This is a genomic window from Streptomyces hyaluromycini (genome assembly GCF_002217755.1).
GTDB lineage: Bacteria > Actinomycetota > Actinomycetes > Streptomycetales > Streptomycetaceae > Streptomyces > Streptomyces hyaluromycini.
This window is the reverse complement of the sequence record NZ_BCFL01000017.1, coordinates 912,052-936,680: the sequence shown is the minus strand read 5'-3', so window position 1 is coordinate 936,680 and position 24,629 is coordinate 912,052. Positions and strand designations below refer to the sequence as shown.

Here is a 24,629-nt window from a genome sequence, read left to right as displayed (position 1 = left end):
TCGGCAAGGTGCGGTAACAGGGAGGAAGCGTCTCGTGAGCAGCAGGCCATCCCGAGGCGCTGCTCGCCTCGCAGCCATACTGGACGCGCTGCCGGATGCGTTGGTACTGGTCAACGCCAACGGCACCGTCGTCAACGCGAACACCATCGCCCTGGAGGCCTTCGAGGCGCCGGGGACGGCATTGGTGGGGCGCGGGTTGCTCGATCTGCTTCCGCAGTTCGACTCCCGGCTGATCCCGGGGTCGATGCGGCGGCCCGACCACATGGATCCCCGTGGGCGGACCAAGCCGACTCGGATGGTCGCGCGGCGCACCGACGGGACCGAGTTCCCGGTCGAGGTCACCAGCGCCAACCTGGAGAACGGGCAGCAGGCCTACGACGGTTACGGCTACAGCGGCGACGAGCTGCTGATGCTCGTCGTCCGCGACCTGACCGGCACCGTGGACACCGAGGCCGAGCTGGCCCGCTCGCAGCGGCAGACCGAGATGATCCTGCGGGCGGCGAGCGAGGGCGTCGTGGGGACGGACACCGACGGGCGGATCGTGCTCGTCAATCCGGCCGCCGCTCAGATACTGGGATACCGGGCCGGTGAGCTGGGCGGCAAGGAGCTGCACAACCTCGTGCTGCACTCGCGCGCCGACGGCTCCCCCTTCCCGTACGCCGAGTCGCCGCTCGCCGACACCCTGCGCTCCGGGCGCAAGCACCGGGTGCGCGGGCAGGTGCTGTGGGCCAAGGGCGACAAGAAGGTGCCGGTCGACCTGACGACCGCACCGGTGCGCGACGGCGACCAGCTGGTCGGCGCCGTGATGACGTTCACCGACCGGCGGCCGTACGACTCCGTCGTCGACGAGAAGACGGCCCAGGAGAAGGCCCACGCCGACGAGCTGGAGCGGCTCTCCGAGGAGCACGCCTCCGACCTGACCGCGCTGCGCCAGAAGCACGTCACCGAGGTCGAGGAGCTGCTCGAACGGCACGCCGAGGAACTGGCGGCCGGCGAGGACCGGTACGCGGCCCTCGGCGAGCGCGAGAAGGACCGGTACGAGGCCCTCTCCGGGCGGCACGAGCAGCTGCTGACGCTGCTCGCGCAGTCGCTGCGCGGCCCCCTCGACGAGCTGCGCCGGGAACTGGCCGCGCTCGCCGCGGACGACGCCGGGCAGCTGTGGCCCGAGGCCAACCAGGTGCTTCACCATCTGTCGGCCGGTTACTCGCGTATCACCCAGCTCATCGACAACGTGCTCGGCTATCAGCGGCTGGACGCGGGCACCGAGGACATCAACCGTACGAAGGTGATGCTCGACGCCGTCGTCGCCGCCGGTGTGGACGGGGCGGTGGAGCTGATCGGGCCCGGGCGGGTGCAGTTCGCCGTGCACGCGCCGCCCATCGAGGCCGAGGTGGACCCGCAGCGGCTCGCCGTCGCGCTCGCGCATCTCATCGCGGACGTGGCCGGCGTCGACGCGACCGGCAACGCGCCCGTCTCCGCGGGCGGCTACATGGACAACACGGTGGTGGTCGCGGCGGCGCAGCGCGGCGAGGTGGTCCGTATCGAGGTGCGCGGGCCGTACGCCGGGGGAGACCCGGTGCACGAGCCGATCGTGCGCGGGATCGTGCGGGCCCACGGCGGGGTGCTGCAGACCCATGAAGTGCCGGGGATGAGCGGCAGCGCGTTCGTGCTGGAGGTGCCGATCGGCGGTGGCGCCGGAGCCGTGCCCACGCCGGCCGGAACCGAGGTGGCCATGATCCAGGCCGCCGCCGAAAGCGTTGGCGAGGCCGGTGTCGAGACCGGCGGGCGGCGGCGGGCCCGGCGGTCCTCCGTGGACGCCTTCCTGGAGAGTGACGTTCCCGGCGAGGCGGGCGGCGAGGACGAGGGCGAGGTCCCGGTCACGCCGACCGGGCGGCGGCGCCGGCGCGCCGCCGAGGCGGAGGGCCCGGAGAGCGGGCCCGCGGCGATCGAGAGCGCGGAGTCGGCGTCCGGCGGTACCGGACGGCGGCGCGGGCGCCCGGCCGACGGTGGCCCGGGGGTCTCCGAGGGCGCCGTGATGACGGCGGCCGAGCAGGGCGCGGGGGCGGCCGCCTCGGGTACGGGTCTGGGCGGCACCGTTCCGCCGCAGGGCGTGCCCGTGCCGGCGTCGGGGCGGCGCGCCCGGCGGGAGCCGGACGAGCGGCAGGCGCTGCCGCCTGCGCTGCCCGCGGCCCCGTCCGAGCAGGGCGCCGACGAGGGGCAGCCCGGCGGACGCAGGCGGCGCGCGCTGGCCGCCGCGGCCGAGCGGGCGGAGCGGGCCGAGCAGCAGCAGGCGGGCCCCCGCCCGGTCTTCGCGCTGCCGCCCGCCGAGGCCGACCGCACCCCCGAGCCGATCGGCGCGGCGGGCGACGAGGGCCGGCACGATGCCGTGGCGCACGACCAGGCCGAGGACCACACCCCGCCGCAGCCGCACCCCACCAACGCACCGACCGGCCGTCGCCGACGGGCCGTGGGCCAGCCGGGCGCGGAGAACACTCCGGACGCCCTGGCGGTACCGGCAGTACCGGCGGTCCCAGCGGTCCAGGCAGTCCCGGCGGTGCCCGCGCAGGCGGCCGCTCCCGGACAGCCGGTGCAGCCTCAGGGCATCCCGGTGCAGGCCGGGCCGGCGAACCAGGGCCAGCCCGCCCTTCCGGCTCCGCAGGCGCTGCCGGGCGCTGCCGTACCGGCCCAGGCACCCCCGCAGCCACAACCGCAGCCGCCGGGCGCCGCTCCGGTGGCCCCCGGGCAGCCTGCCCCGGCCGCCGAGGCCGCCCCGGCTCCCGCGCAGCCGCTTCCGGCGGAGGCCGCTCCGGTGGCCCCCGGGCCGCAGCAGTGGCCGGGCGCCGACGACGCCCCCGCCGCCCCCGCCGCCTCCCGACCGGCGCGTGCCGCACAGCCGTTGCCCGCCGAGGCGACGGCGCTGCCGGCGGCGACACCGGCACCAGCTCCGGCGCAGACACCGGCACCGGCACCGGCACCGATCGACCCGGACTCCACGCAGGGCCGGGCGTTCAGTGTGCGGACGCTGGGGCAGGGGGTGCCGTTCTCGCGGCAGGCCGCGCAGGTGCAGCAGCCGACGGCGACCCCGCCCCCGCACCAGCCCGGCGGCAACGGACGGCGCCGCAAGCTGGGCACGCCCCCGGACCCGGGCACGCGTGCCGAGCAGTCGCAGCCCGAGCAGTCGGCCCGGCCGCATCCGCAGGCCGAGCAGCCGCTCACCGCCCAGCCGCAGCCGTCGCTGCCGCAGCCGTCGATGGCCGGGCAGTCCCGGCTGGTGGGGGCCACCGAGGGCGCCGGACGGTCGTACGCGATAGGCGCACCGGACGTGAACGCCGCCGAGGGCCCGGAGCCGCTGGACGGTCCGGGCGGTGCGGTCGAGGTCGCGGACCCGCCGCGCCCGCAGCCGATGGACGACGAACTGCCCCCGGAGCCGCTGGACAACCCGCGCCGGCTGCTGGTGTGGCCCGCGCCGGACGTCACCACCCAGCAGGAGCTGAGCGACCGCGGCTACCGGCCGGTGATCGTGAACTCCCGTGAGGAGGTCGACGCGCAGATCGCCGCGTTCCCGGCGGCGCTGTTCGTGGACCCGCTGACCGGGCCGATCACCCGGACCGCACTGCAGTCGCTGCGGCAGGCGGCGGTGGCGGCCGAGGTGCCGGTGATGGTGACGGCCGGGCTGGGACAGGCGACGCGCGAGGCGGCGTACGGCGCCGATCCCGCCGTACTGCTGAAGGCGCTCGCGCCCCGGGACAGCGAGCAGCATCCGCCGCGGGTGCTGCTGATCGAGGAGCACGCGGAGATCGCGCTCGCGCTGACCTCGACGCTGGAGCGGCGCGGGATGCAGGTGGCGCGGGCGGCGAGCGACGCGGACGCGGTGACGCTGGCCGGGCAGTTGCGGCCGAACCTGGTGGTGATGGACCTGATGCAGGTGCACCGCCGCCAGGCCGGGATCATCGACTGGCTGCGCGCGAACGGGCAGCTGAACCGGACGCCGCTGGTCGTCTACACGGCGGCCGTGGACCAGGCGGACCTGCCTCGGCTGGCGTCGGGGGAGACCGTGCTGTTCCTGGCGGAGCGGTCGACGAGTTCCGAGGTGCAGAGCCGGATCGTTGATCTGCTGGCCAGGATCGGGACGAACTGAAGCGAAGCAGGAAAGCGCCGTTCGGGGAACTGCCGACCTTCGGCCGCGGGTGGGTCGTGGCTGGTCGCGCCCACGCGGCGGCAGCCGCACATCGAATACAGCCCCGCGCCCCTGACGGGGCGCTTCAGCGCGGGGCGCTCAGAGGCTGCCGGGCGTTCACAGGCTGGTGACGTCCAGCTGGCCGTCGGCGTACTGCCTCCTGAGCACCTTCTTGTCGAACTTGCCCACGCTCGTCTTCGGGACCGACTCGATGACCGTCCAGCGCTCGGGGAGCTGCCACTTGGCGATCTTGCCCTCCTCGGCGAGGAAGATGCGCAGGGTCTCGAAGGTGGCCGTGGCGCCCTCCCGCAGGACGACGGTCGCCAGCGGGCGCTCGCCCCACTTGTCGTCCGGTACGGCCACGACCGCGGCCTCGGCGACGTCCGGGTGGGACATCAGCGCGTTCTCCAGTTCGACCGAGGAGATCCACTCGCCGCCGGACTTGATGACGTCCTTCGCACGGTCGGTCAGGGTGAGGAAGCCGTCGGCGGAGATGGTGCCCACGTCACCGGTCTTCAGCCAGCCGTCCTCGCTGAACTTGTCGGCGGGGCGCAGGGGTTCGGCGTCGGGGCCGTTGTAGTAGGCGCCCGCGATCCAGGGGCCGCGCACCTCCAGCTCGCCCGCCGACTCGCCGTCCCAGGGGAGGCGTTCGCCGCCGGGGCCGCTGAGCCGGGCCTCGACGGACGCGGGGAAGCGGCCCTGCGTGAGGCGGTACGCGAACTCCTCCTCCGTGCCCACCACGTGGGCCGGCGGGCGGGCGATGGTGCCGAGCGGGGAGGTCTCGGTCATGCCCCAGGCGTGGCAGACCCGCATGCCCAGCTTGTCGAAGGCCGTCATGAGGGAGGGCGGGCAGGCGGCGCCGCCGATGGTGACCTGGGTGAGGGAGGAGACGTCCCGGGGGCGGGCGGTGAGCTCGCCGAGCAGGCCCTGCCAGATGGTGGGGACCGCGGCCGCGTGCGTGGGGCGCTCGCGCTCGATCATCTCGGCGAGCGGGCCGGGCTGGAGGAAACGGTCCGGCATCAGCAGGTTGACGCCGGTCATGAAGGTGGCGTGCGGCAGGCCCCAGGCGTTGACGTGGAACTGCGGCACGACGACCAGCGAGGTGTCCTGGTCGGTCAGGCCCATCGACTGGGCCATGTTGACCTGCATGGAGTGCAGGTAGATCGAACGGTGGCTGTACACCACGCCCTTGGGGTCGCCGGTGGTGCCGGAGGTGTAGCACATGGCGGCGGCCTGGCGTTCGTCGAGCTCCGGCCAGTCGAACGTCTTCGGCTTGTCCGCGATCAGTTCCTCGTACTCGTGCACCTGTGCGGTGGCACCGGCGAGCGGCGACCGGTCGCCCGGGCCGGAGACGACGATGTGCTCGACGGTCGGCAGCTTGGACAGAAGCGGCGCGATCATCGGGATCAGCGAGCCGTTGACGATGATGACGCGGTCGGCGGCGTGGTTGACGATCCAGGCCAGCTGCTCGGCGGGCAGGCGCAGGTTGAGCGTGTGCAGGACCGCGCCCATGGACGGCACGGCGAAGTAGGCCTCGACGTGTTCGGCGTTGTTCCACATCAGGGTCGCGACCCGGTCGTCGCCGCGGACTCCGAGGTCGTCGCGGAGGGCGTTCGCCAGCTGTACCGCGCGGATGCCCGCCTCGGCGAAGCTGCGCCGCTGCGGCTCGCCCTCGCCGGTCCAGGTCGTGATCTGGGACCGTCCGTGCACCAGCACACCGTGCACAAGAATGCGGGTGACAGTCAGCGGTACGTCCTGCATGGTGCTCAGCACGGCGTCCTCCCGGGGGCGACATTGCCCTACTCGGCGGTAAAGGGGCTGCGCTGATTCTGCGCACATACCAGCCGGTATGTCACTAGGAGAAAGCCAACAAAGCCCGTCCGGAGGCTCCTGAGGCTCCGGCCGCTCCGACTGCTACCGGGCGAGGTCCAGCTCAGGGTCCTCACGCAGCTTGCCGAGCGCACGCGACACGGCCGACTTCACCGTGCCCACCGACACCCCGAGCACCTCGGCCGTCTGCACCTCGCTCAGGTCCTCGTAGTAGCGCAGCACGACCATCGCCCGCTGCCGCGCCGGGAGCTTCATGATCGCCCGCCACATCGCGTCGTGCAGCGCCTGCCGTTCGGCCGGGTCGTCCTCGCCGGGCACCGACTCGGGCTCGGGCATCTCGTCGCAGACGAACTCGTCGACCCGGCGCTTGCGCCACTGCGAGGTACGCGTGTTGAGCAGGGCCCGGCGCACATAGCCGTCGAGCGCCCGGTGGTCCTCGATCCGCTCCCAGGCCACGTACGTCTTGGCCAGCGCGGTCTGGAGGAGGTCCTCGGCATCGCTCGGGTTCGCGGTCAGCGACCGGGCGGTGCGCAGCAGGACCGGCTGGCGGGCCCTGACGTACGACGCGAACGACGGGTAGGGGCGGGCGTGCGGGCGGGTCTGCCTCGGCGAGACAGCGGCGTCCGAAGCGCTGGTGCAGACGGGTGTGGTCATGGCTCCACGCTATGAGCGAGCGGTGTCGCGGCGGATCGGCCGCAGGTCCCGAAGCAGAGTCCCCCTCAGGTTGTAGGGGTGGGGCTGGCTACACCTCCTGAAGGTGGAGTACGGGCGCGGAACTCCTGCGGGTTTACCCCTGAGGGGGAGGACGGCAACGGCCTCGGCCTCACCCGTCCGAGGCGTCCGGCACGGTGGCGGGCTCGGCCGGCAGAGGTGTCCGGCCTGTGGTGCGGGCTCGGCCGGCAGAGGTGTCCGGCCTGTGGTGGCGGGCTCGGCCGGCAGAGGTGTCCGGCCTGTGGTGCGGGCTCAGCCGGCAGAGGTGTCCGGCCTGTGGTGCGGGCTCAGCCGTCCGAGGTCAGGACCAGCCCGGACGTCGGTACGCCCGTGCCCGCCGTCACCAGGACCCGGTCCGCCCCCGGTATCGGGTTCACGGCCGTGCCACGCAGCTGGCGCACCCCCTCCGCCACCCCGTTCATCCCGTGCAGGTACGCCTCCCCGAGCTGGCCCCCGTGCGTGTTCAGCGGCAGCCGCGCCTCGGCCACGAAGTCCGCCGCCTCCCCCCGCCCGCAGAACCCGAACTCCTCCAGCTGCATCAGCACGAACGGGGTGAAGTGGTCGTACAGGATCCCCACGTCGATGTCGGCCGGGGCGATTCCGCTGGTGCGCCAGAGCTGCCGGGCCACCACGCCCATCTCCGGCAGCCCGGTCAGATCGTCCCGGTAGAAGCTGGTCATCTGCTCCTGGGCCCGGCCGGCGCCCTGCGCGGCCGCCGCGATCACGGCCGGCGGATGCGGCAGATCGCGCGCCCGCTCCACCGACGTGACGACGAGGGCCTGGCCGCCGTCCGTCTCCTGGCAGCAGTCCAGGAGACGGAGCGGCTCGACGATCCAGCGCGAGGCCGCGTGGTCCGCGAGGGTGATGGGGCGGCCGTGGAAGTAGGCGGCCGGGTTCGTCGCCGCGTACTTGCGGTCCACCACCGCCACGTGCCCGAACGCCTCCGGGGTCAGCCCGTACGTGTGCAGGTAGCGCTGCGCCGCCATCGCCACCCAGGACGCCGGGGTGAGCAGCCCGAACGGCAGCGCCCAGCCGAGCGCCGCCCCCTCCGCCGACGGCTCCCGGTGCTGTACGCCCGAGCCGAAGCGGCGGCCCGATCTCTCGTTGAAGGCGCGGTAGCAGACCACCACCTCCGCGACCCCGGCGGCCACGGCGAGAGCCGCCTGCTGGACGGTCGCGCAGGCCGCGCCGCCGCCGTAGTGGACGCGGGAGAAGAAGGACAGCTCGCCGATCCCGCAGGCCTGGGCCACGGTGATCTCCGGGCTGGTGTCCATCGTGAACGTCACCATCCCGTCCACGTCGGCCGGCGTCAGTCCCGCGTCGTCCAGCGCGGCCCGCACCGCCTCCGCCGCCAGCCGCAGCTCGCTGCGCCCCGAGTCCTTGGAGAACTCGGTCGCCCCGATCCCCACGATCGCCGCCCGCCCGCCGAGCGAGTCCCGCCCCCGCACGCTCATGAGTCCGCCTCGTCGGTGAGGGTGACGGTCACCGTGGCTTCGGCGAAGGTGAGTGTCACCGTGCCGGTCACGTGGTTGCCGATGCCGTTGGCGCCGACCACCCGGACCGTCGCCGTCCCCCGCTCGTCGTCCAGCTCCTCGATCCTGCCGGTCAACACCATGCGGTCCCCGGGGTAGTTGGGTGCGCCGAGCCGGATGGCGACCTTGCGGAGCTCTGCCGTCGGGCCGAAGTAGTCGGTGACGTACCGGCCGACCAGGCCGTTCGTCGTCAGGATGTTCATGAAGATGTCCGGGGAGCCCTTCTGGCGGGCCAGTTCGGCGTCGTGGTGCACGTCCTGGTAGTCCCGGGACGCGATCGCCCCGGCGACGATCAGCGTCCGCGTGATCGGGATCTCCAGCGGCGGCAGGGCCGTGCCCACCGCCGGCCTCGTCGTCTCAGTCCCCACTCGCGATCAACTCCCCCAGTTCCTGGAGCACTTCGCTCCCGCTGCCCAGATACGCGTCCAGTTGCCGTCCCCACAGGAAGTGCCGGTGCACGGGGTGGTCGACGTCGGCGCCCGCGCCGCCGTGCAGATGCTGGCCCGTGTGCACCACCCGCTGCCCGGCCTCGGACGCCCACCAGGCCGCGGTCAGCGCGTGCGTGGCGTACGGCAGTCCGGCGTCCCGCCGCCAGGCCGCCTCGTACGCCGTGACCCGGATCGCCTCGGTGTCCATGTGGGCGTCGGCGGCGCGGAGCTGGACGCCCTGCCGGGTGGCGAGGGGGCGCCCGAACTGCTCGCGGGTGTTGGTGTGGGCCACGGCCCTGGCGAGGGAGCCCGCGCAGACACCCGCCTGGAGACCTGCGAAGGCGGTGCGGGCGGTGGCCAGGACGTCGGCGTAGGCGCCTGGGCCGGTGTCGGTACCGGTGTCGGTGCCCAGGGGCTCGGCGGGGGCCTCGTCGAGCGTGAGCCGCCCCGCCGACCAGGGCGCGGTCAGCTCGATCTCCTCGACACCGGTGCCTGTGCCCTCGCCGAGCGGCGCCAGCCACAGCCGCCGGCCGGCGTCCGCGACCAGGACATGGGTGGCGTCCCGCAGCCACGGGACGACGGGGACGGTGCCGCTCAGCCCGCCCCGCGCGGAGGGCCGTACGCCCTGCTGCGCGGGGAACGCCCCGGCCACCACCACCGACCCGTCCCCGATCCCCGGCAGCAGCCGCGCCCGCTGTTCGTCCGTGCCGTGCGCGGCGACGGCCAGCTGCCCGTACACGCAGCTCGCCGCGTACGGCACCTGGGCCGTGGTGCGGCCCTGCTCCTCCAGGAGGAGCACCAGCCCCAGCAGGCCCAGCTCCTCCACCGCGGCCACCAGTCCCGCCCCGCACAGCGCCTTCCACAGCTCCGGGTCGCTGCCGGTGCCGGCGGCCCGCAGCCGCTCGTGGGTGGCGAGGTCGGCGAAGATCCTGGCGGCCAGGTCACGGGCCTCGGCCTGGGCCTCGGTGGGCGTGAAGTCCATGTCAGACCTCCCCGCCGGGAGCGCCGGGAGCACCGCGATCGCCGAGCGCGTCGAGTGCGTCGGCGGCCCGGAAGACGGGCAGGGTCAGCGCCCCCTCCGCGTCCTCGTACCGGCGGAACTCCACCCGTACCGGCAGCCCGATCCGCACCTTGTCGTACGGCACCCCCACCACGTTGCCCACCATCCGCACGCCCTCGGCGAGCTCGATCAGGCCGACCGCGTAGGGAGGGTCGAAGGCAGGGAAGGGCGGGTGGTGCATCACGACGTACGAATAGACCGTGCCCTCGCCGGACGACTCGACCGTGTCCCAGTCCAGGGAGCCGCAGGCGTTGCAGCCCGGCAGCCAGGGGTGGCGCAGGGTGCCGCAGCCGGCGCAGCGCTGGACGAGGAGCCGCTTCCCGGCCACGCCCTCCCAGAAGCCGGCGTTGTCCCGGTTGACCACCGGGCGGGGGCGCGGCGGAGCCTTGGCCGGCTTGCCCGCGGGCGCGTACTTGAGGACGCGGAGGCGGTGGACGCCCACCAGCTCCCCGCCGACCCGGATGTCCGTGCGCGTGGTGACGAAGTAGCCCGTGCCCAGCTTCGTCGTCTTCCGCCCGGACACCGACTCGATCACCGTGTCGAAGACCAGCTCGTCGCCCGGCCGGAGCGGGCGCAGGTACTCCTGCTCGCAGTCGGTGGCGACGATCGAGACACAGCCCGCCTCGTCGAGCAGGGCGGACATCTCGTCGTACGCGCCGGTGCGTGCCGTGTTCCCGGAGAGGCCGCCCATCGTCCAGGCCTGGAGCATGGTGGGCGGGGCGATCGCGTCCGGCCCCTCGTACGCCGGGTTCGTGTCGCCCATCGCCTCGCACCAGTGCCGGATCATGGGCAGGTTGACCGGGTCCTTGCCGGTGCCCGCCCGGGAGGCCGGCTGCCCCTCGTACGCCTTGAGCCGCGCCCCCAGCTCGTCAGTCCCCCCGGCCACGGCCACCCCTCCGCATCCCGAGCCGCATCGTCGCGACGATCTCCCGCTGCACCTCGCTCACCCCGCCCCCGAACGTGTTGATCTGCGCCGCCCTGTTGAGCCGCTCCAGTTCGCCGTTCCCGAACGCCCCCGGCGAGCCGGACCGGATCAATGCCGCCTCGCCGACGATCTCCTGACACATGCGATACGTCGCGACTGCCGATTCCGTTCCCGCGAACTTCACCCCGCTGGCCTCCGCGGGGGCCACCCGGCCCGCCCCCGCATCCCCCACCAGACGCCAGCTGAGCAGGCGGTTCGCCGCCAGCCGGGCATGCGCCTCGGCCAGCCGAAAACGAATCCACGGCTCGTCAACACGGCGTCGCCCGGTCACCGGATCGGGGGTGCGGGCGGCGGCCAGCGCGGCCGTGTAGAAGTCCTCGGCCTGCATGCCGGTCGCGGCGAGGGCGACCCGCTCGTGGTTGAGCTGGTTGGTGATGAGCGACCAGCCGTCGTGCTCGGTGCCGACCAGGTTCCCGGCGGGGACGCGGACGCCGTCGTAGTACGTCGCTGTCGTGATCTGGCCGCCCACGGTCTCGATCGGGGTCCAGGAGAACCCGGGGGCGTCGGTGGGGACCAGGAGGATCGAGATGCCGCGGTGCCTGGGCGCCTCGGGGTCGGTCCGGCAGGCCAGCCAGATCCAGTCGGCGTGCTGGGCGCCCGAGGTGAAGATCTTCTGCCCGTCGATCCGCCAGCCGTCGCCGTCCCGTACCGCCCGGGTGCGCAGCGAGGCCAGGTCGGTGCCGGCGGAGGGTTCGCTGTAGCCGATGGCGAAGACGAGGTCGCCGCGGAGGATGCCGGGCAGGAGGCGGGCCTTCTGCTCCTCGCTGCCGTACTTCATCAGCGTCGGCCCGACCGTGTTCAGGGTGACCATGGAGACGGGGGCGCCGGCCCGGTACGCCTCGTCGAAGAACACGAACTGCTCGTCGGCGCCCCGGCCCTGACCGCCGTACTCGACGGGCCAGCCGAGGCCGAGCAGGCCGTCCGCGCCGATGCGGCGCAGCAGGGCACGGCGTTCGGCGGGCGTCTCGGGTGCGGTGGACGGGATCAAGGCCCTGAAGTAGGCGCGGAGTTCGGCACGCAGCCGCTGCTGGCGTTCGGTGGGAGCCAGATGCATGGTTTCTGACTGTCCGTCAGATACGGCCCACTGTCAAGGTCGAGCGGGTTGGCGGAGGCACCGACGGAGGGGCGGCGGAGGGGACGGCGAAGGGGACGGCGAAGGGGGCCGGAAAACGCCTGCGCGGCGGTGCCGAAGCACCGCCGCACGGACGCACTGCCCATCCCCACAGACCACACCCCCACCAGGGCTCAGCCGGGGCTTACCACAGCTGGGTGAAGTGGACGGCGACGTTGTCGTTGCCCTGCTGGATCGCGGTCCAGGCGGAGCCCTTGACCTGAGCGGTGTTGCTCTGGTTCGAGGCGCCGTTGCCCACCGCGTTCTGCTGGGTGGTGGCGGAGTTGCCGTTGTTGTCGTGGCCGACTCCGCTGCCGATGATGCCCGCCACGCCAGCGTTGGCGCTCGATCCGTTGTCCGCGATCGCGCCGTTGTCCGCCGCAGCGACACCGGCGAAGAGGGCGGCGGCGAGCGGGAGTGCGGAGACGGCGGCGAGAACGCGGGCGGTACGGATGCTTGCCATGTTGTTTCCTCTCAGAGCCCGGCAGTGCCGGAAGTACGTCAAGTAAGGCTTTTTCCGGGGCAGTTGGCCGACCGCCTCGGTGGTTGTCATCGACGTCGCGAGACCAGAGTTGCCCACCGAATCCCCGGCGAACCACCCCGGAAGCCGTTATTCGCCCTCAAGCGTGATGACAAGTCGATAAACCCTTTTCGCCATCTTTGGTTGACTCCCGTCCCAGCCGTGACCACCCAGGACATCCACCACCATCAGGTACTCCAAGGGAAAAACCGTTCCGTCCCGGGCCTGCGGCGAAGTCACCGCCCTCGGCGTGTCACACCGGCGCCCTCTTCCCTTTTTCGAACGCACGTACGAACATGGAGCCATGGCCACCACCGATCGGCAGGCCACGACGCTGGCCCTCGCACACGCCCTGTCAGCCGCCGAGCGCGGCCTGGCCGTCATCCCCCTGTCCCGCACGAAGCTCCCGGCCCTGCGCTCCCCGCACCGCCACGACCCGGACCCCGCACTGCCGCCCTGCCACGGCGAGTGCGGCCGCCCCGGCCACGGGGTGTACGACGCCACCACCGACCCGGCCCGCATCCGCGAACTGTTCGCCGCGGCGCCCTGGGCGACCGGCTACGGCATCGCCTGCGGGCTGCCCCCGTACCGCCTGATCGGCATCGATCTCGACGTGAAGTCCGGTACGGACGCCACCTCCGCCCTGCGCGAACTGGCTCTGCGGCACCTGTTCACCCTCCCGCCGACGGTCGTCGTCCTCACCCCGAGCGGCGGCCGCCACCTCTGGCTGACCGGCCCCCCGGACGCCGTGATCCCCAACTCGGCGAGCCGCCTGGCCCCCGGCATCGACATCCGGGGCGCCGGCGGCTACCTGGTCGGCCCCGGCTCCCGTACCGACCACGGCGTCTACGCCACCGCCCCCGGCACCGAGCACCTGGTCCCCGCACCCTGCCCCCCGTCCCTCCTCCGCCTCCTGCTCCCGCCGCCACGCGCGCCGCACCCCTCGACCCATCCCTCGGTCGGCAACCGCGGCCAGGGCCTGGTCCAGTTCGTCCTCTCCGCCCACGAGGGCCAGCGCAACACCCGCCTCTTCTGGGCGGCCTGCCGCGCCTACGAGAACGGCATCGGCCGAGCCCTGCGGGCCCCGCTGATCGACGCGGCGGTCCACACGGGCCTGACGGAACACGAGGCCCGCGCGACGATCGCGTCGGCGGCCCGTATGACCGGCCGCCGGCCCTGAAATTCGAACACCCCCAGCCGCCGTCGGGCCACGACGCGGACCGAGGACTGCGGGAGGTGGCCTGGGAAGAGCCGGCGCAGGACTACGAGCTCTGAGGGCGTACTGCCCGCCCCGATGCGACTTCGGGAGGCCTTCGGGATGCCTTCGGGATGCCGAGGCAGCGACGAAAGATGCGCGGAGGGAGACTTTCGGGAGCTGATCCGGGCGGGGTCCGCTCGCCATGCTGGCGGTATGGATCAGGCGAAGATTTCCCGGCGAGCGCTGGTGGGCGCGGCCGCGGTGACAGCCGGGGCGGCCCCGGCCTCGGCCCTGGCCGCGGCTCCGACCCCGAGCCCGACCCCGACCCCGAGCCCGACCCCGAGCCCGAGCCCGACCCCGAGCCCGAGCCCGAGCCCGACTGCGGGTGCACGCCGGCGTCGGACCGGCGGGCGGGCGGCTCGGCCTCCCGACGCGTCGAAGCACTGCTGGCCCGCATGACAGTGGCCGACAAGATCGGCCAGCTGAACATCCCGGTCTGTCTCCCCCAGGAGCTGCTCGGCGATTCCACGGACCCGACGGGCACGGTGGCGAACCGGGAGGCGTACGTACGCGGCCGGACCGTGGTCGGCACGGGCGCCGGGCAGCTCCGGCTCGGCCCGGGCGGCGGTTTCTTCGGCCTGGTCAACCAGACCCTGTCCGGTTCTGTCGAGGTACCGCACCCGCTCACGCCACGCGAGCAGGCCGAGCAGCACAACCGGCTCCAGCGCCTCGCCCGTGACACCCGGCTCGGCATTCCGCTGCTGGAGATCAGCGAGGGCACACACGGTTCCGTGGGCCCCGGTTCGACGATGTTCCCGGAGGGGCCGGCACTCGGCGCGACCTTCGACCCGGAACTGATCGGCCAGGTGTACGCGGCGGTGGCCCGGGAGGCCCGCGCGGTGGGGATCCACGCGCTGAGCACCATCACCGCGGCGCTGGTCAGCCAGAAGGCCCTCTTCCAGCGTCGCGGGCGGATCGTCCTGCACTCCGACCGGCTGGTCCTCACGGACTGGTCGGACACCAGCCCTCTCGTCCTCACCCGTGCGGACATCACCGCGGCCGAGACCCGCTTCACCGACCTCTACGGCCGCTTCCTCGGTGGCCTCCTCAACGCCGGCAAACCCCTCATCCTCAGCACCGCCGCCCCGTCCCCGGGCGACATCTACCTGCTCATCAACCGCCGCGAGTTCATGGAGACGACGGACGACAGGCAGTGGGAGAAGCGGATCAACGACTGGCGCACAGGCTGATCCCGCAGACCGCGCAGCTCCCGCAGCTCCCGCAGCTCCCGCAGCTCGCGCAAACCCCGCGGAGTTCCCCACAGAGTTCCCCGCAGAGTTCTCAAGCGGTTGCCGGCGCGGCTGTCGGGAAGTCATACCCGAAGTCGTACCCGAAGTCGTACACGCTCCAGTCGGTGAGCCCGGCGTATCCGAGGCGCTGGTAGAGGGCGTTGCTGGTGGGGTTGGACAGGTCCGCGAACAGGACGACGTCCTGCGCGCCCGCGGCCAGCGCGGCCCGGCTGACCTCCGCCGTCACGGCACCCGCGTAGCCTCGGCCGCGCAGCTGGGACGGGGTGTAGACGACGTCCACCTGGATCTGGCCGCCGATCATCGGGTTCAGGCCCGCGACGGAGACGGGCGTGCCGTCCGGGGTCTCCCAGAGCGTGTAGCCCTTGTCCGCGTAGCGCGTGCCGGCCCAGGTGCCGGCGTCGATGGCGACGCCCTCCCCGACGGCCCTGGCGAACTCGCCGCACCAGAACATGGCCTGTTCGAGGTCCTGCTCGCCCAGGACACGGCCCCGGCCGGCCGGCATCGGATCCGGTGGGGTGAGCGTGCCGAGGCGGTAGAGGCGCAGCCGCGTGTCGCGGAGTCTCGGCGTCGCGCCGGTGTGCCGCTGCCAGGCTTCGGCGAAAGCGGTGGCCGAGCCGTGGTCAGCGCTGACGGTGGGAAGGGAGTGCCCGAGGGCGGCCAGGCGGGCGGCGAGGGAGTCGGCCTGCTCGGGCGTGAGCGGGGAGAGGCCCAGGCCGCGGGGCGGGAGGCCGTAGAAGGTGGCGCGGGCCTCGCCCGCCTGCTCCAGCACGCCGAAGACGGGGGCCTCGGTGCCGAACGCCTCCGCCCCGCGCACCCGCACTCTCTCGGCCCACGTCAACTGCATGACGTGCAGGCCGGGACGCGAGCGCAGGAAGTCCCCGGCCCGGGCGAGGAAGTCGTCGACGTCGTCGGTCAGGTACCAGTCGGCTGAGCGCATGCCCGACACCTTCCCATCCCGACCATGCGGGCCGGCCGGAGCCGGGCATGGACCGGCCATGCACCCGCCCGCTTCAGTCGACCGAGATCGTGCAGTCCTCTTCTTGACCTGCTCGCACGTGGCGGACCACACAGATGCGCCGGCATACCGCGTTGCCCCGACGCTCCTACGGTCAGGCCAGCGCAGGCATGAAGCCGCCGCGGGCGGTGCCCGAGGACAGCAGGGCAGACCAGTCGAGTGCCTCGGGCAGGTGGTCCAACGACAGAACGACTGCTCCGCCGGCCTGCTCGGCATCCGCGCACCAGTCGCCCATGCCGCCAGATGCCGTGCCGTCGTCGGCCCCGCCGACCACCGGCGCAGCGAGAGCAGGGACGACGAGCCCGTGGTCCCCAGGTCCGTCCACCACGCACAGGGTGAGTCGGGGAACGATGCTCCAGCCCTCGCACAACGGCACCGCCCCGTCCGGCGCGGTCAGGAACGGCAAGGCATCGTGGACAGGCGCGCCGGCCAGCAGGAGCACGGGCGTGGCACCACGGACGAACAGCGTGTTCTCAGGATCCAGCAGCACGGGACCACTCTCCCAGGCCGGGGCATCGGAGCGGCAGCGGGGTGCCGAGGCGGCCAACGAGCACGCGATCGAACCCCTAAAGCGGTGGTCGCGTGGGAAGCGCCCTCTCTACTCTGTCGGCATGTGCCGATACGCGGCCCCTTACAAGCGGCACTTCGTGTGTCTGGCCTGCCGGTCGTCGTTCAAGCAGAGCCCACTACCGCCACGAGCGCATCCGTGCCCGCGCTGCCGCACCCCGATGATGAACGCTGGGTACGACCTTGCCATCCCTCGCCATAGAGACAAGAACGCTTGGGAAGCGCTTGGGGCCACGCTGCGTGCCGGCCTCACCTTCCACTCATGCGGTTGCGGCGGTCCCGGCTACCGGCCGCGGTCGACTGCAGAGGTCCGGGAGCGACGCCGGGCGGCCGAACGGCTCGGGCTTCCGGAACAGGCGGCACTGAAGCGATACGACCCCTGGGAGGACCCGGCACGAACCGTGCCCGGAACAGGGGGACCATGAGCAGGAGACGCTACGTCGCCCGAGGCGTGCCGGGTGGATACCGGATCTGGGACAACCGAGGACGTCGATGGTGGGGCGACTTCTACGAGCTGTGTCCTGACGATCTCGTGGCCGAGCTCAACGGCCAGGCTGACCATGTGCGGATATCTGCGCTGATGAAGCGCTACAGGGCGCAGAAGCGGTAGACGGCGCCCGAGCGTGGATGACGAATGCACGCACCACAACCGCACCAGATCGGGCGGGGAACAGCGGGGAATCACGGGAAACGGGTCACCGCCTGCCAAGGCCCCCTGTCGACCATTCACCGAGGTCAGCGCATACCCCAGCAGGTATCAGGACGCATCCCGAGTTAGGCTCACGACCTTGGCATGGATCTGCCATTTATGTTGGGGGTTGTGGGGATGTCCGTTCTTGTTTCCGTACCGCGCAGAGTCACGAGCGTGGCGTTCGTGGCCGTACTGCTCGCAGGGGGATCGGTTGCCTGCGGAGGGGGCGCCAGGAGTGGTTCAGCGGTTGCAGGCCAACCCAAAGTGACTCCTGCGTTGGCCGTGGCGAGGGCGGAGAAGAACGCCAAGGGCATCACGTCGCTCCGCTATCGGATCAGCGGGACCGTGCCGGGGAGAGGCCGTCTGGAGGCCGAGGCCTCCATGAACACGCAGCCGCCGGCCATGAGTATGACGATGACCGCTGCGGCCGCCCAGGGTGGGAACGGCCAGGGGAGGCGCGGCCAGTTGGAGATCCGGTTCGTCGGCAAGGTGATGTACGTCGGCGGGAGTGCGGTGCGTCCCGAGAAGCTGAACGGCAAGAGCTGGCTCAGCGCCGCGCCGGCCATATGGGGGCGCGGCGGAGCGGACAACCAGTCCTACGGCGTACTGCCCAGTCAGCTGCAGGCAAACCCAACTGCGCAGTCCACGCTTCTGACCGGGTCCAAGGATCTGCGTCTGATCGGGACCGAGGCGGTCGACGGCGCCAAGACCACGCACTACAAGGGGACGGTCAACAGCAGGGGCCTCATCGGAGGGCGCCTCGATCAGTTCATACAGCTCGAAGTTTCCAACCCGCTCACCATGGACCTGTGGATAGACGGCAACGACCGCACCAAACAGTTCCGTATGCGGGCCAAGCACAACGACATGTTTGCCGACGCCGGAGACGGGCCGCTCGACCTGACGATCACCTTCCTCGACATCAATCAGCCCATGACCATCAAAGCCCCGCCGGCCAAGGACACCACCCCGATCGCGGACGACGCCCAGAAAGGATGAGCGACACCTGGGCAGAGGAGAACGTCTGAGGCGGTGACCCCTTCTCAGTTTCCGTCTCGTTCAGCCGCGTTCACGACCGTTCAAGCAGGACCCACACCCCTCCCGGCGCCGACGACCGATCGGCCATGGACCCAGGTGAACGCCCCCGAACACAGCCCCACACCCCGCCACCGCAGTCGGAAAGCGTGTTGACGTGGAGGCGCAGGGGCCGGCAAGGCCGCTGCAGCAAGACGACCGAGGCGGAAAGGGGGACTGTCCCGGTCGAGCTGGAGCAATGGCTTCGATGCAACAACGCTGAGGCGACGGGGGATGCACCAGCGTCGTCCGTCGGGGGACAAAGGGACTGGGAGAGCCGGACCGACGCAAGGTCCCCGCCCCCGCCGCCATCGCCGCGCGGCTGGGCATCGCCGAAGGCGACCTGTGCGTGCGGACCTCGTACGAGTGGCCCGTGCAGCTGTCCACGAGCTGGGAGCCCTACGACCTCACCGCCGGCACCCTCGTCGTCCTCCCCGAGGGAGGCCCGCACGCCGGGACCGGCGTCGTGAACCGCATGGCCGCCATCAGGATCACCGTCAGCCACGCCGTGGAGCAGCCCGAGCCCCGCCAGGCCACCGCCGAGTAAGCCTCGCTCCTCGGCGTCCAGAAGGCCGCTCTCGTCACCCACATCCGGCGGACCTGCTACAGCGACCAAGGACGGCCCGTCGAGACCGCGGACATCATCGTACCCGCCGCCCACTGCGAGATCGTCTACGAGATTCCGATCAACCGGTAGGCGACAGCCCCCTCAGGCCATGATCCAAGGCCCTCACGTCGTGCCCCTTCTGTGCCCGACAGAGCGGGAAACCAGGGGGAACAGCGGTGTCCGAGGGGGAGTGCATACGCCAACGGCCCCCGACCGTCTTTCCTGGTCAGGGGCCGTAAACGTCACGCGGTGGGTGTGGGATTTGAACCCACGGTGACATCGCTGCCACGACGGTTTTCAAGACCGTTCCCTTAGGCCGCTCGGGCAACCCACCCCGCGCCGGTGGAGATCGGCGCGGGGAACAGAGTAACCGGTTCGTGCGGGCGTGTGCGGGTCAGTTGTCGCCGACGCGGGAGCCGAGGGTGACGGTGACCGTGTGTTCGCTGCCGCCCCGCTTGTAGGTGATCGCAACCTTGTCGCCGGGCTTGTGGGTCCAGATCTCGCCGATCAGGGTCGGGCCGCTGTCGATCACCGAGTCGTCCAGCTTGGTGATGACGTCGCCGGGCTTGAGGCCGGCCTTGTCCGCGGGGCCTCCCGACTCGACCGCGGCGGAGCCGCCCGAGCCGGAGTCGGTGATCTGCGCGCCGCCGGTGCCGTCCTCCAGGGACACCGACGCACCGATCTTCGCGTAGACCGGCTTGCCGGTCTTGATCAGCTGCTGAGCCACGTACTTGGCCTGGTTGATCGGGATGGCGAAGCCGAGGCCGATCGAGCCCGACTGCCCGGTGCTGCCCAGGCCGCCGCTGGAGGCGGACTGGATCGCGGAGTTGATGCCGATCACCGCGCCGGAGGCGTCGAGCAGCGGCCCGCCGGAGTTGCCCGGGTTGATGGAGGCATCGGTCTGCAGGGCGCTCATGTAGGACGCCTTGCTGGTGGAGCTGCCGTCGCTGGAGGCGACCGGGCGGTTCTTGGCGCTGATGATGCCCGTGGTGACCGTGTTGGACAGGCCGAAGGGGGCGCCGATCGCGATCGTCTCGTCGCCGACGGCCACCTTGTCGGAGTCGCCCAGGGCGAGCGGCTTCAGGTCCGACGGCGGGTTCTTGAGCTTGATCACCGCGACGTCGTAGCCCTGTGCGTGGCCGACGACCTCGGCGTCGTACTTCTTGCCGTCCGGGAACGTCGCGGTCAGCTTGCCGCCGTCGAGGGAGTCCGCCACCACGTGGTTGTTGGTGATGATGTGGCCCTGCTTGTCGAAGACGAAGCCGGTGCCGGTGCCGCCCGTGCCGCTGGTCGACTCGGACTCGATGGTGACCGTGCTGGGCAGCGAGTTCTGGGCGACCGCCGCGATGGTGCCGGCGGCACGCTTGACCTGGGTGGCTCCGCCGCTGGAGGACGAGATGGTCGTGGAGCCGCTGTCGTCGTTGTTCTTCGCCAGCGTGTAGCCGAGGCCGCCGCCGATGCCGCCCGCGACCAGCGCGGCCACCAGGACGGCGGCGATCAGACCGCCCCGCCCGCTGCCCTTCTTCGGCGCGGGCTGCGGCTGCTGGAACGGCTGGGGCTGCTGATACTGCTGGTACTGCTGGTCGTACGACGAGCCCCAGGCGGCGCCGGCACCCGCACCGGCACCCGCGTCCGCGTAGGAGCCCGCACCGGCACCCGCGTCCGCGTAGGAGGGGGTCGCGGGCGGCGGGGGCGGCCAGGAGCTGTCGGGGGCCTGCGGCGCGGTCCCGTAGGGGTAGCCCGCGGGCGCGCCGGGCGCACCCTGTGGCGCCGGCGGGATCGGTGCGGTCGGCGCTTCCCCGCCGTCGGACGCGGCAGCCTGCGGCGAGGCGGCGGGAGACGTCGGCGGCACGGGAGGTGCGGACGGGGCCGGAGGTACCGGGTTGCCCTCGTTCTCGGTGCTCACAGCTTCTCTCCTCGGTCCACGGCTTTTCTTCTCGGTCGCACTCGGTCACGCTCTTTCACGCTTGCTGTCGCTCCGGCGCGATTCAGCTGTGCATGTGCTTTTGTATGCCGTCAGCTTTTCCCACAGGCCGTCAGAGCACCATAAGCGGTGGCTGTGGGTACACGGACAACCTTTATATAGGGCCTGTCCGACAAAAGTTCTCTTTACCGGCATGCAGGGTGCCCACAGGTACCCCCGCTCGGTGGCACCATGACGCGGTGACCCACGCACCACAGCATCGCATCCAGGTCGTCGCGCACCGCGGGGCCTCCGAGGACGCCCCCGAGCACACTCTGGCCGCCTACAAGAAGGCCATCGAGGACGGCGCCGACGCCCTGGAGTGCGACGTACGCCTGACCGCCGACGGCCATCTGGTGTGCGTCCACGACCGACGGGTCAACCGTACGTCCAACGGGCGGGGCGCGGTCTCGGCCCTGGAGCTCGCGGACCTGGCCGCCCTGGACTTCGGCTCGTGGAAGAAGGGCCCGGCCTGGCACGGGCGGGACGAGGAGCCCGACTGGGAGTTCCGGCCCGAGGACCGCGAGGACACCTCCGTACTGACGCTGGAGCGACTCCTTGAGCTGGTCGCGGACGCCGGCCGGCGGGTGGAGCTGGCGATCGAGACCAAGCACCCCACGCGGTGGGCGGGGCAGGTCGAGGAGCGGCTGCTGGTCCTGCTCAAGCGGTTCGGGCTGGACGCTCCGGCCACCCCCGCCGAGTCGCCGGTGCGGGTCATGAGCTTCTCCGCGCGGTCGCTGGCCCGGGTGCGGGCGGCCTCGCCGACGCTGCCGACGGTCTATCTGCTGCAGTTCCTCTCGCCCCGGCTGCGCGACGGGCGGCTGCCGGCCGGGGTGCGGATCGCGGGGCCCTCGATCCGGATCGTGCGCAATCACCCGGCCTACGTCGAGCGGCTGAAGCGGAACGGCCACCGGGTGCACGTGTGGACGGTGAACGAGCCGGAGGACGTGGACCTGTGCGTGGAGCTCGGGATCGACGCGATCATCACCAACCGGCCGGCGGCGGTGCTGCACCGACTGGGGCGGCAGCTGTCCTGATCAGGGCTCAGATAAAGAGTCAAGTAAGGACACCTCGCACCTCTTGACCCGACAGCCCGCCCACAGCATCCTCACTTATCGGCCACACCATCGAAATCCAGCCACACGAAGCCATATCTGGGGGATATGGCGACGGCCCGTCACAGGGAGTGCTCCGGCGCGTTCGGCACGTATTCGTTGGTTGCGAATGCGTCACCGGACATTCATTGGCCGGTTTCCGGTTCAGGCCAATGGGGCATCCACACCGTGGCGTGGGGCAAAGGAGGTCTCGGGGGTGGCGTTGGTGGTGGCACAGGAGGTGCCCACGTCGTCGAGCATGGCCGTACCCCATGGCCCTGCGGGCGTGGGGAAGGCGAGACACCGTATGCGCGATCAGTTGCGCACGGGTGGTCTATCGGAATCGGTCATCGACGATGCCGTACTGATCCTTTCCGAACTTTTGAGCAATGCCTGCAAGCACGGGCGCCCCCTGGGCGACGCGCTGGCCGGGGACGGCGACGTCCGGGCCGCCTGGCAGGTCGACACGCGCGGCCGGCTGGTCGTCGAGGTGACGGACGGCGGTGGTCCGACCCGCCCGGCTCCCATGACCCCGTCGGTCACGGCACACGGCGGCCGCGGGCTGAACATCATCACGGCCCTGGCCGACGACTGGGGTGTCCGCAACGACGCCCGGGGCGAGGTGACGGTCTGGGTCGTGGTCCACAAGGACGTGCGTGATCCTGACACCGGGAACACCCGGGACCGCCGGGACGCCTTCGCCACACGCGTCATGGCGCCCTCGGGACCGCCGGTCCCGGAGATGGCCGACCTGGACTTCGCAGACGCGTTCGACGACCTCGACTGACCGAGTCGGACCGAGCGGACCGACGGGGATCGGCGGGGATCGACCGGGATCGACCCGACCGACCGGGATCGACCGGATACGCGACGGCGGCTCCGTCCACAGGTTCCCGTGGCCCAGGGCATGAACGGCTAGGCTCCCGCCCGTACGAGACGAGCCGTAACCGGGAGACACCCAGATGGCCAAGAAGCGACCCCAGACGACGGCCACGCGGCCGCAGCTCAGCGATGCAGAGATCCCGGTTGTCGGCGCCCGTGAACCCTGCCCCTGCGGCAGCGGCCGCCGCTACAAGGCGTGCCACGGCCGGGCGGCGGCGCACGCGGCGACCGAGCTGGTGCACCGCCCGTTCGAGGGGCTGGCGGGCGAGGGCGACTGGGTGGCGCTGCGCGAGCTGGTCCCCGCCGCCACGGTCGAGCTGACCCTGAAGGACGGTCTGCCCGAGGGCGTCCCCTCGGTCACGCTCGCCACGGTGCTGCCGATGGCCTGGCCGGCGCTGCGCCGCGACGACGGCACGGTCCTGCTCGGCCTGCAGAACGACACGGCGTCCGGCGACATCAGCCGCGACCTCGCCGACACCCTGCAGCGGGCCCTCGCCGCCGAGCCGGGCACCCCGGTGCAGGCCCGCCGCGCCCCCGCCGACAGCCCCCGGCTGCAGGACCTGCTCGACCCGAAGGGCCCGTTCGAGCCAGTTGTGCACGACGGCTTCGAGTTCTGGGTGCAGGACGCGGAGAACGCCACCCCGGACGTGACCGCCTCCCTGGAGCGGGCCAACGCGGCGGCCATCCCGACGGTGAAGCTGACCGGCGTCGACTCCGCCTACTGGTGCGAGACGCCCGAGAAGAACCATCTGCGGTGGGTCATGCCCTATCCCGAGGAGCAGCTTCTGGACGCTCTGGCGCGGCTGCACGCGGCGGGCCGGTCCAGCCTCGGCGAGGGCACCCGGCTGGTCGGTTCCTTCCGTGCCCACGGTCTCACCGTGCCGGTCTGGGACCTGCCGAGCGGGGTCGGCGCGGAGGACGTGGAGAAGCCGGCCGCCGAGTTCGCCGAGCGCCTCACGACCGCCCTGGCCTCGGAGGCACCGCTCACGGCGGACGAGCGGCGGGCCCGCGGCGGACTGACCAACCGGCAGGTCACGCTCAGCTGACGACCGGCGCGGACACCGGGGTGCGGCTGACCGGTCGGTCAGCCGCACCAGGCCCGTCGAAGCGGGTGACTCCTGTCACAACTTCCCTACACGGCAAGCAAATACGTGTCCGAATAGCCGAGATCGAATTTGCGAACCGCCGATCTCTTGTTACCGTCTCAGTAGCCCGGTTGCTGGTGCATCCCCCGTCGCCAGCAACCGGGCCTTTTCATGCCCGCGCCCGGTGTACGGACCGAAGCGATTCGTCAACTCCCGTTTGACCGCTGGGAGTTGTCCGCGGACGAGTCCCCGGAGCCGTCGGCCGAACGCCCGGATCCGTCTCCCGAGTTGCTCGCGGAACGCAGCAGCAGGGGGCCGTCGCCGTTGCGTGCCGCGAACTCCGTGACGGCCGTGTAGGCGTCCAGGGTGCCCCGGGTGTGCTCCCGGGGCGTCTCACAGGTGGCGGGCTCGTCGTCGGCGTCCGCGGCGCAGTGCGTCTGCACAGTGCGGCCGTGCGGGCCCAGCAGACTCAGCACGGCCTCCAGGGCCGCCCCGGTGGCGTTGCGGTAGTAGGTGCGCGCCCAGGTGTCCGCCCCCTGGGCCATCACACAGGTCTGCGCCTCGACGCCGTCGGGCGAGGTGAGTTCGGGACCGCAGCGGGCAGCCGTGGCCAGGCCCAGGCCGAGCACCAGCGGGGACCGGACCGGCGCCGGCAGTTTCTCGTCGTCGTGCCGGGCGGGGTGTACGGCGTCGCCCACCTGTCCCGCGGACGCCACGGTCAGCGGCAGCACGACCGCGCACACCATGACGCCCACGAGGGCGAGCAGACGTAGTCGGGGGTCTGAGGGC

The 24,629-nt window shown here is 72.1% G+C and carries 20 protein-coding genes, 1 tRNA gene and 1 pseudogene; 9 read left to right on the top strand and 13 right to left on the bottom strand.

Annotated elements, in window-relative coordinates; all coding sequences use genetic code 11:
- Nucleotides 1-34: 34 nt before the first annotated feature.
- On the top strand, nucleotides 35-4,138 hold the full coding sequence (locus SSP29_RS12200) for a hybrid sensor histidine kinase/response regulator (RefSeq protein ID WP_089100567.1): 4,104 nt from the start codon (nucleotides 35-37) through the stop codon (nucleotides 4,136-4,138).
- A gap of 156 nt (nucleotides 4,139-4,294) precedes the next feature.
- Here the strand turns inward: SSP29_RS12200 and SSP29_RS12195 are convergent, their stop codons facing one another.
- The 8 genes from SSP29_RS12195 to SSP29_RS12155 all read right to left on the bottom strand — a co-directional run bounded on the left by SSP29_RS12195 (nucleotide 4,295) and on the right by SSP29_RS12155 (nucleotide 12,297).
- Entirely contained in the window at nucleotides 4,295-5,950 is a 1,656-nt protein-coding gene (locus SSP29_RS12195) for a long-chain fatty acid--CoA ligase (RefSeq protein WP_089100566.1), read from the bottom strand.
- Nucleotides 5,951-6,091: 141 nt separating this feature from the next.
- Nucleotides 6,092-6,661, bottom strand: a complete 570-nt coding sequence (locus SSP29_RS12190) for a SigE family RNA polymerase sigma factor (RefSeq protein WP_089100565.1) — start codon at nucleotides 6,659-6,661, stop codon at nucleotides 6,092-6,094.
- Between the two features lie 344 nt (nucleotides 6,662-7,005).
- Nucleotides 7,006-8,172: a lipid-transfer protein gene (locus SSP29_RS12180; RefSeq protein ID WP_089100564.1), complete on the bottom strand. Its 1,167-nt coding sequence runs from the start codon at nucleotides 8,170-8,172 to the stop codon at nucleotides 7,006-7,008.
- Nucleotides 8,169-8,618, bottom strand: coding sequence for a MaoC family dehydratase (locus SSP29_RS12175; RefSeq protein WP_150134006.1), 450 nt, complete (start codon nucleotides 8,616-8,618; stop codon nucleotides 8,169-8,171). Before SSP29_RS12175 ends, SSP29_RS12180 begins: the two co-directional genes overlap by 4 nt.
- Entirely contained in the window at nucleotides 8,608-9,660 is a 1,053-nt protein-coding gene (locus SSP29_RS12170) for an acyl-CoA dehydrogenase family protein (protein WP_089100562.1), read from the bottom strand. The genes SSP29_RS12175 and SSP29_RS12170 overlap by 11 nt, the downstream gene beginning before the upstream one ends.
- Before the next feature lies 1 nt (nucleotide 9,661).
- Nucleotides 9,662-10,624: a bifunctional MaoC family dehydratase N-terminal/OB-fold nucleic acid binding domain-containing protein gene (locus SSP29_RS12165; protein WP_089100773.1), complete on the bottom strand. Its 963-nt coding sequence runs from the start codon at nucleotides 10,622-10,624 to the stop codon at nucleotides 9,662-9,664.
- The gene (locus SSP29_RS12160; protein ID WP_089100561.1) at nucleotides 10,608-11,777 is read right to left on the bottom strand and encodes an acyl-CoA dehydrogenase family protein; all 1,170 of its coding nucleotides are present in this window, start codon (nucleotides 11,775-11,777) and stop codon (nucleotides 10,608-10,610) included. The genes SSP29_RS12165 and SSP29_RS12160 overlap by 17 nt, the downstream gene beginning before the upstream one ends.
- A 202-nt stretch (nucleotides 11,778-11,979) precedes the next feature.
- Nucleotides 11,980-12,297, bottom strand: a complete 318-nt coding sequence (locus SSP29_RS12155) for a hypothetical protein (protein ID WP_089100560.1) — start codon at nucleotides 12,295-12,297, stop codon at nucleotides 11,980-11,982.
- Nucleotides 12,298-12,658: 361 nt separating this feature from the next.
- On the opposite strand from SSP29_RS12155, the gene SSP29_RS12150 reads away from it, so the two are divergent.
- Nucleotides 12,659-13,534, top strand: a complete 876-nt coding sequence (locus SSP29_RS12150; RefSeq protein WP_089100559.1) for a bifunctional DNA primase/polymerase — start codon at nucleotides 12,659-12,661, stop codon at nucleotides 13,532-13,534.
- A 473-nt stretch (nucleotides 13,535-14,007) separates the two neighbouring features.
- The gene (locus SSP29_RS12140) at nucleotides 14,008-14,802 is read left to right on the top strand and encodes a glycoside hydrolase family 3 N-terminal domain-containing protein (RefSeq protein WP_089100557.1); all 795 of its coding nucleotides are present in this window, start codon (nucleotides 14,008-14,010) and stop codon (nucleotides 14,800-14,802) included.
- A gap of 91 nt (nucleotides 14,803-14,893) precedes the next feature.
- On the opposite strand, the gene SSP29_RS12135 is transcribed toward SSP29_RS12140, so the two are convergent.
- Both SSP29_RS12135 and SSP29_RS55430 read right to left on the bottom strand, forming a co-directional pair.
- A complete protein-coding gene (locus SSP29_RS12135) occupies nucleotides 14,894-15,799 on the bottom strand; it encodes a GNAT family N-acetyltransferase (RefSeq protein WP_089100556.1) in 906 nt (301 codons plus the stop codon).
- A gap of 172 nt (nucleotides 15,800-15,971) precedes the next feature.
- Nucleotides 15,972-16,367: a hypothetical protein gene (locus SSP29_RS55430; protein ID WP_089100555.1), complete on the bottom strand. Its 396-nt coding sequence runs from the start codon at nucleotides 16,365-16,367 to the stop codon at nucleotides 15,972-15,974.
- 498 nt (nucleotides 16,368-16,865) lie between these two features.
- Here SSP29_RS55430 and SSP29_RS55420 point away from each other — a divergent pair, with 498 nt between their 5' ends.
- From SSP29_RS55420 to SSP29_RS59645, 3 genes and pseudogenes are all read left to right on the top strand, one after another.
- On the top strand, nucleotides 16,866-17,054 hold the full coding sequence (locus SSP29_RS55420) for a hypothetical protein (RefSeq protein WP_089100553.1): 189 nt from the start codon (nucleotides 16,866-16,868) through the stop codon (nucleotides 17,052-17,054).
- Between the two features lie 183 nt (nucleotides 17,055-17,237).
- Nucleotides 17,238-18,134, top strand: a complete 897-nt coding sequence (locus tag SSP29_RS12115) for an SCO4651 family lipoprotein (protein WP_497589677.1) — start codon at nucleotides 17,238-17,240, stop codon at nucleotides 18,132-18,134.
- 326 nt (nucleotides 18,135-18,460) lie between these two features.
- Nucleotides 18,461-18,906 (top strand): annotated as a pseudogene (locus SSP29_RS59645) (UTRA domain-containing protein); the annotation flags it as partial.
- A gap of 157 nt (nucleotides 18,907-19,063) precedes the next feature.
- Here the strand turns inward: SSP29_RS59645 and SSP29_RS12105 are convergent.
- Both SSP29_RS12105 and SSP29_RS12100 read right to left on the bottom strand, forming a co-directional pair.
- Nucleotides 19,064-19,150 (bottom strand) — tRNA-Ser (locus SSP29_RS12105).
- 60 nt (nucleotides 19,151-19,210) lie between these two features.
- Nucleotides 19,211-20,722 (bottom strand): S1C family serine protease, encoded by a 1,512-nt coding sequence (locus tag SSP29_RS12100; RefSeq protein WP_089100551.1) that lies wholly within the window; start codon nucleotides 20,720-20,722, stop codon nucleotides 19,211-19,213.
- Nucleotides 20,723-20,979: 257 nt separating this feature from the next.
- On the opposite strand from SSP29_RS12100, the gene SSP29_RS12090 reads away from it, so the two are divergent.
- From SSP29_RS12090 to SSP29_RS12080, 3 genes are all read left to right on the top strand, one after another.
- Nucleotides 20,980-21,816 carry a glycerophosphodiester phosphodiesterase gene (locus SSP29_RS12090; RefSeq protein ID WP_089100550.1) on the top strand — a complete coding sequence of 279 codons (837 nt, stop codon included), beginning with the start codon at nucleotides 20,980-20,982 and terminating at the stop codon, nucleotides 21,814-21,816.
- Between the two features lie 187 nt (nucleotides 21,817-22,003).
- Nucleotides 22,004-22,660, top strand: a complete 657-nt coding sequence (locus SSP29_RS12085) for an ATP-binding protein (RefSeq protein ID WP_089100549.1) — start codon at nucleotides 22,004-22,006, stop codon at nucleotides 22,658-22,660.
- 175 nt (nucleotides 22,661-22,835) lie between these two features.
- Nucleotides 22,836-23,801 (top strand): DUF5926 family protein, encoded by a 966-nt coding sequence (locus SSP29_RS12080; protein WP_089100548.1) that lies wholly within the window; start codon nucleotides 22,836-22,838, stop codon nucleotides 23,799-23,801.
- Between the two features lie 245 nt (nucleotides 23,802-24,046).
- Here the strand turns inward: SSP29_RS12080 and SSP29_RS12075 are convergent, their stop codons facing one another.
- On the bottom strand, nucleotides 24,047-24,586 hold the full coding sequence (locus SSP29_RS12075) for a hypothetical protein (protein ID WP_245883096.1): 540 nt from the start codon (nucleotides 24,584-24,586) through the stop codon (nucleotides 24,047-24,049).
- Between the last annotated feature and the right edge of the window lie 43 nt (nucleotides 24,587-24,629).

Bases quoted from the DNA above. Each gene is read 5' to 3' on its own strand.
- SSP29_RS12170 (WP_089100562.1), bottom strand. From the start codon at position 9,660: ATGGACTTCACGCCCACCGAGGCCCAGGCCGAGGCCCGTGACCTGGCC.
- SSP29_RS12115 (WP_497589677.1), top strand. From the start codon at position 17,238: ATGGATCTGCCATTTATGTTGGGGGTTGTGGGGATGTCCGTTCTTGTT.
- SSP29_RS12085 (WP_089100549.1), top strand. From the start codon at position 22,004: ATGCGTCACCGGACATTCATTGGCCGGTTTCCGGTTCAGGCCAATGGG.
- SSP29_RS12135 (WP_089100556.1), bottom strand. From the start codon at position 15,799: ATGCGCTCAGCCGACTGGTACCTGACCGACGACGTCGACGACTTCCTC.
- SSP29_RS12150 (WP_089100559.1), top strand. From the start codon at position 12,659: ATGGCCACCACCGATCGGCAGGCCACGACGCTGGCCCTCGCACACGCC.
- SSP29_RS12140 (WP_089100557.1), top strand. From the start codon at position 14,008: ATGACAGTGGCCGACAAGATCGGCCAGCTGAACATCCCGGTCTGTCTC.
- SSP29_RS12075 (WP_245883096.1), bottom strand. From the start codon at position 24,586: ATGGTGTGCGCGGTCGTGCTGCCGCTGACCGTGGCGTCCGCGGGACAG.
- SSP29_RS12080 (WP_089100548.1), top strand. From the start codon at position 22,836: ATGGCCAAGAAGCGACCCCAGACGACGGCCACGCGGCCGCAGCTCAGC.
- SSP29_RS12190 (WP_089100565.1), bottom strand. From the start codon at position 6,661: ATGACCACACCCGTCTGCACCAGCGCTTCGGACGCCGCTGTCTCGCCG.
- SSP29_RS12160 (WP_089100561.1), bottom strand. From the start codon at position 11,777: ATGCATCTGGCTCCCACCGAACGCCAGCAGCGGCTGCGTGCCGAACTC.
- SSP29_RS55420 (WP_089100553.1), top strand. From the start codon at position 16,866: ATGAGCAGGAGACGCTACGTCGCCCGAGGCGTGCCGGGTGGATACCGG.
- SSP29_RS12155 (WP_089100560.1), bottom strand. From the start codon at position 12,297: ATGGCAAGCATCCGTACCGCCCGCGTTCTCGCCGCCGTCTCCGCACTC.
- SSP29_RS12180 (WP_089100564.1), bottom strand. From the start codon at position 8,172: ATGAGCGTGCGGGGGCGGGACTCGCTCGGCGGGCGGGCGGCGATCGTG.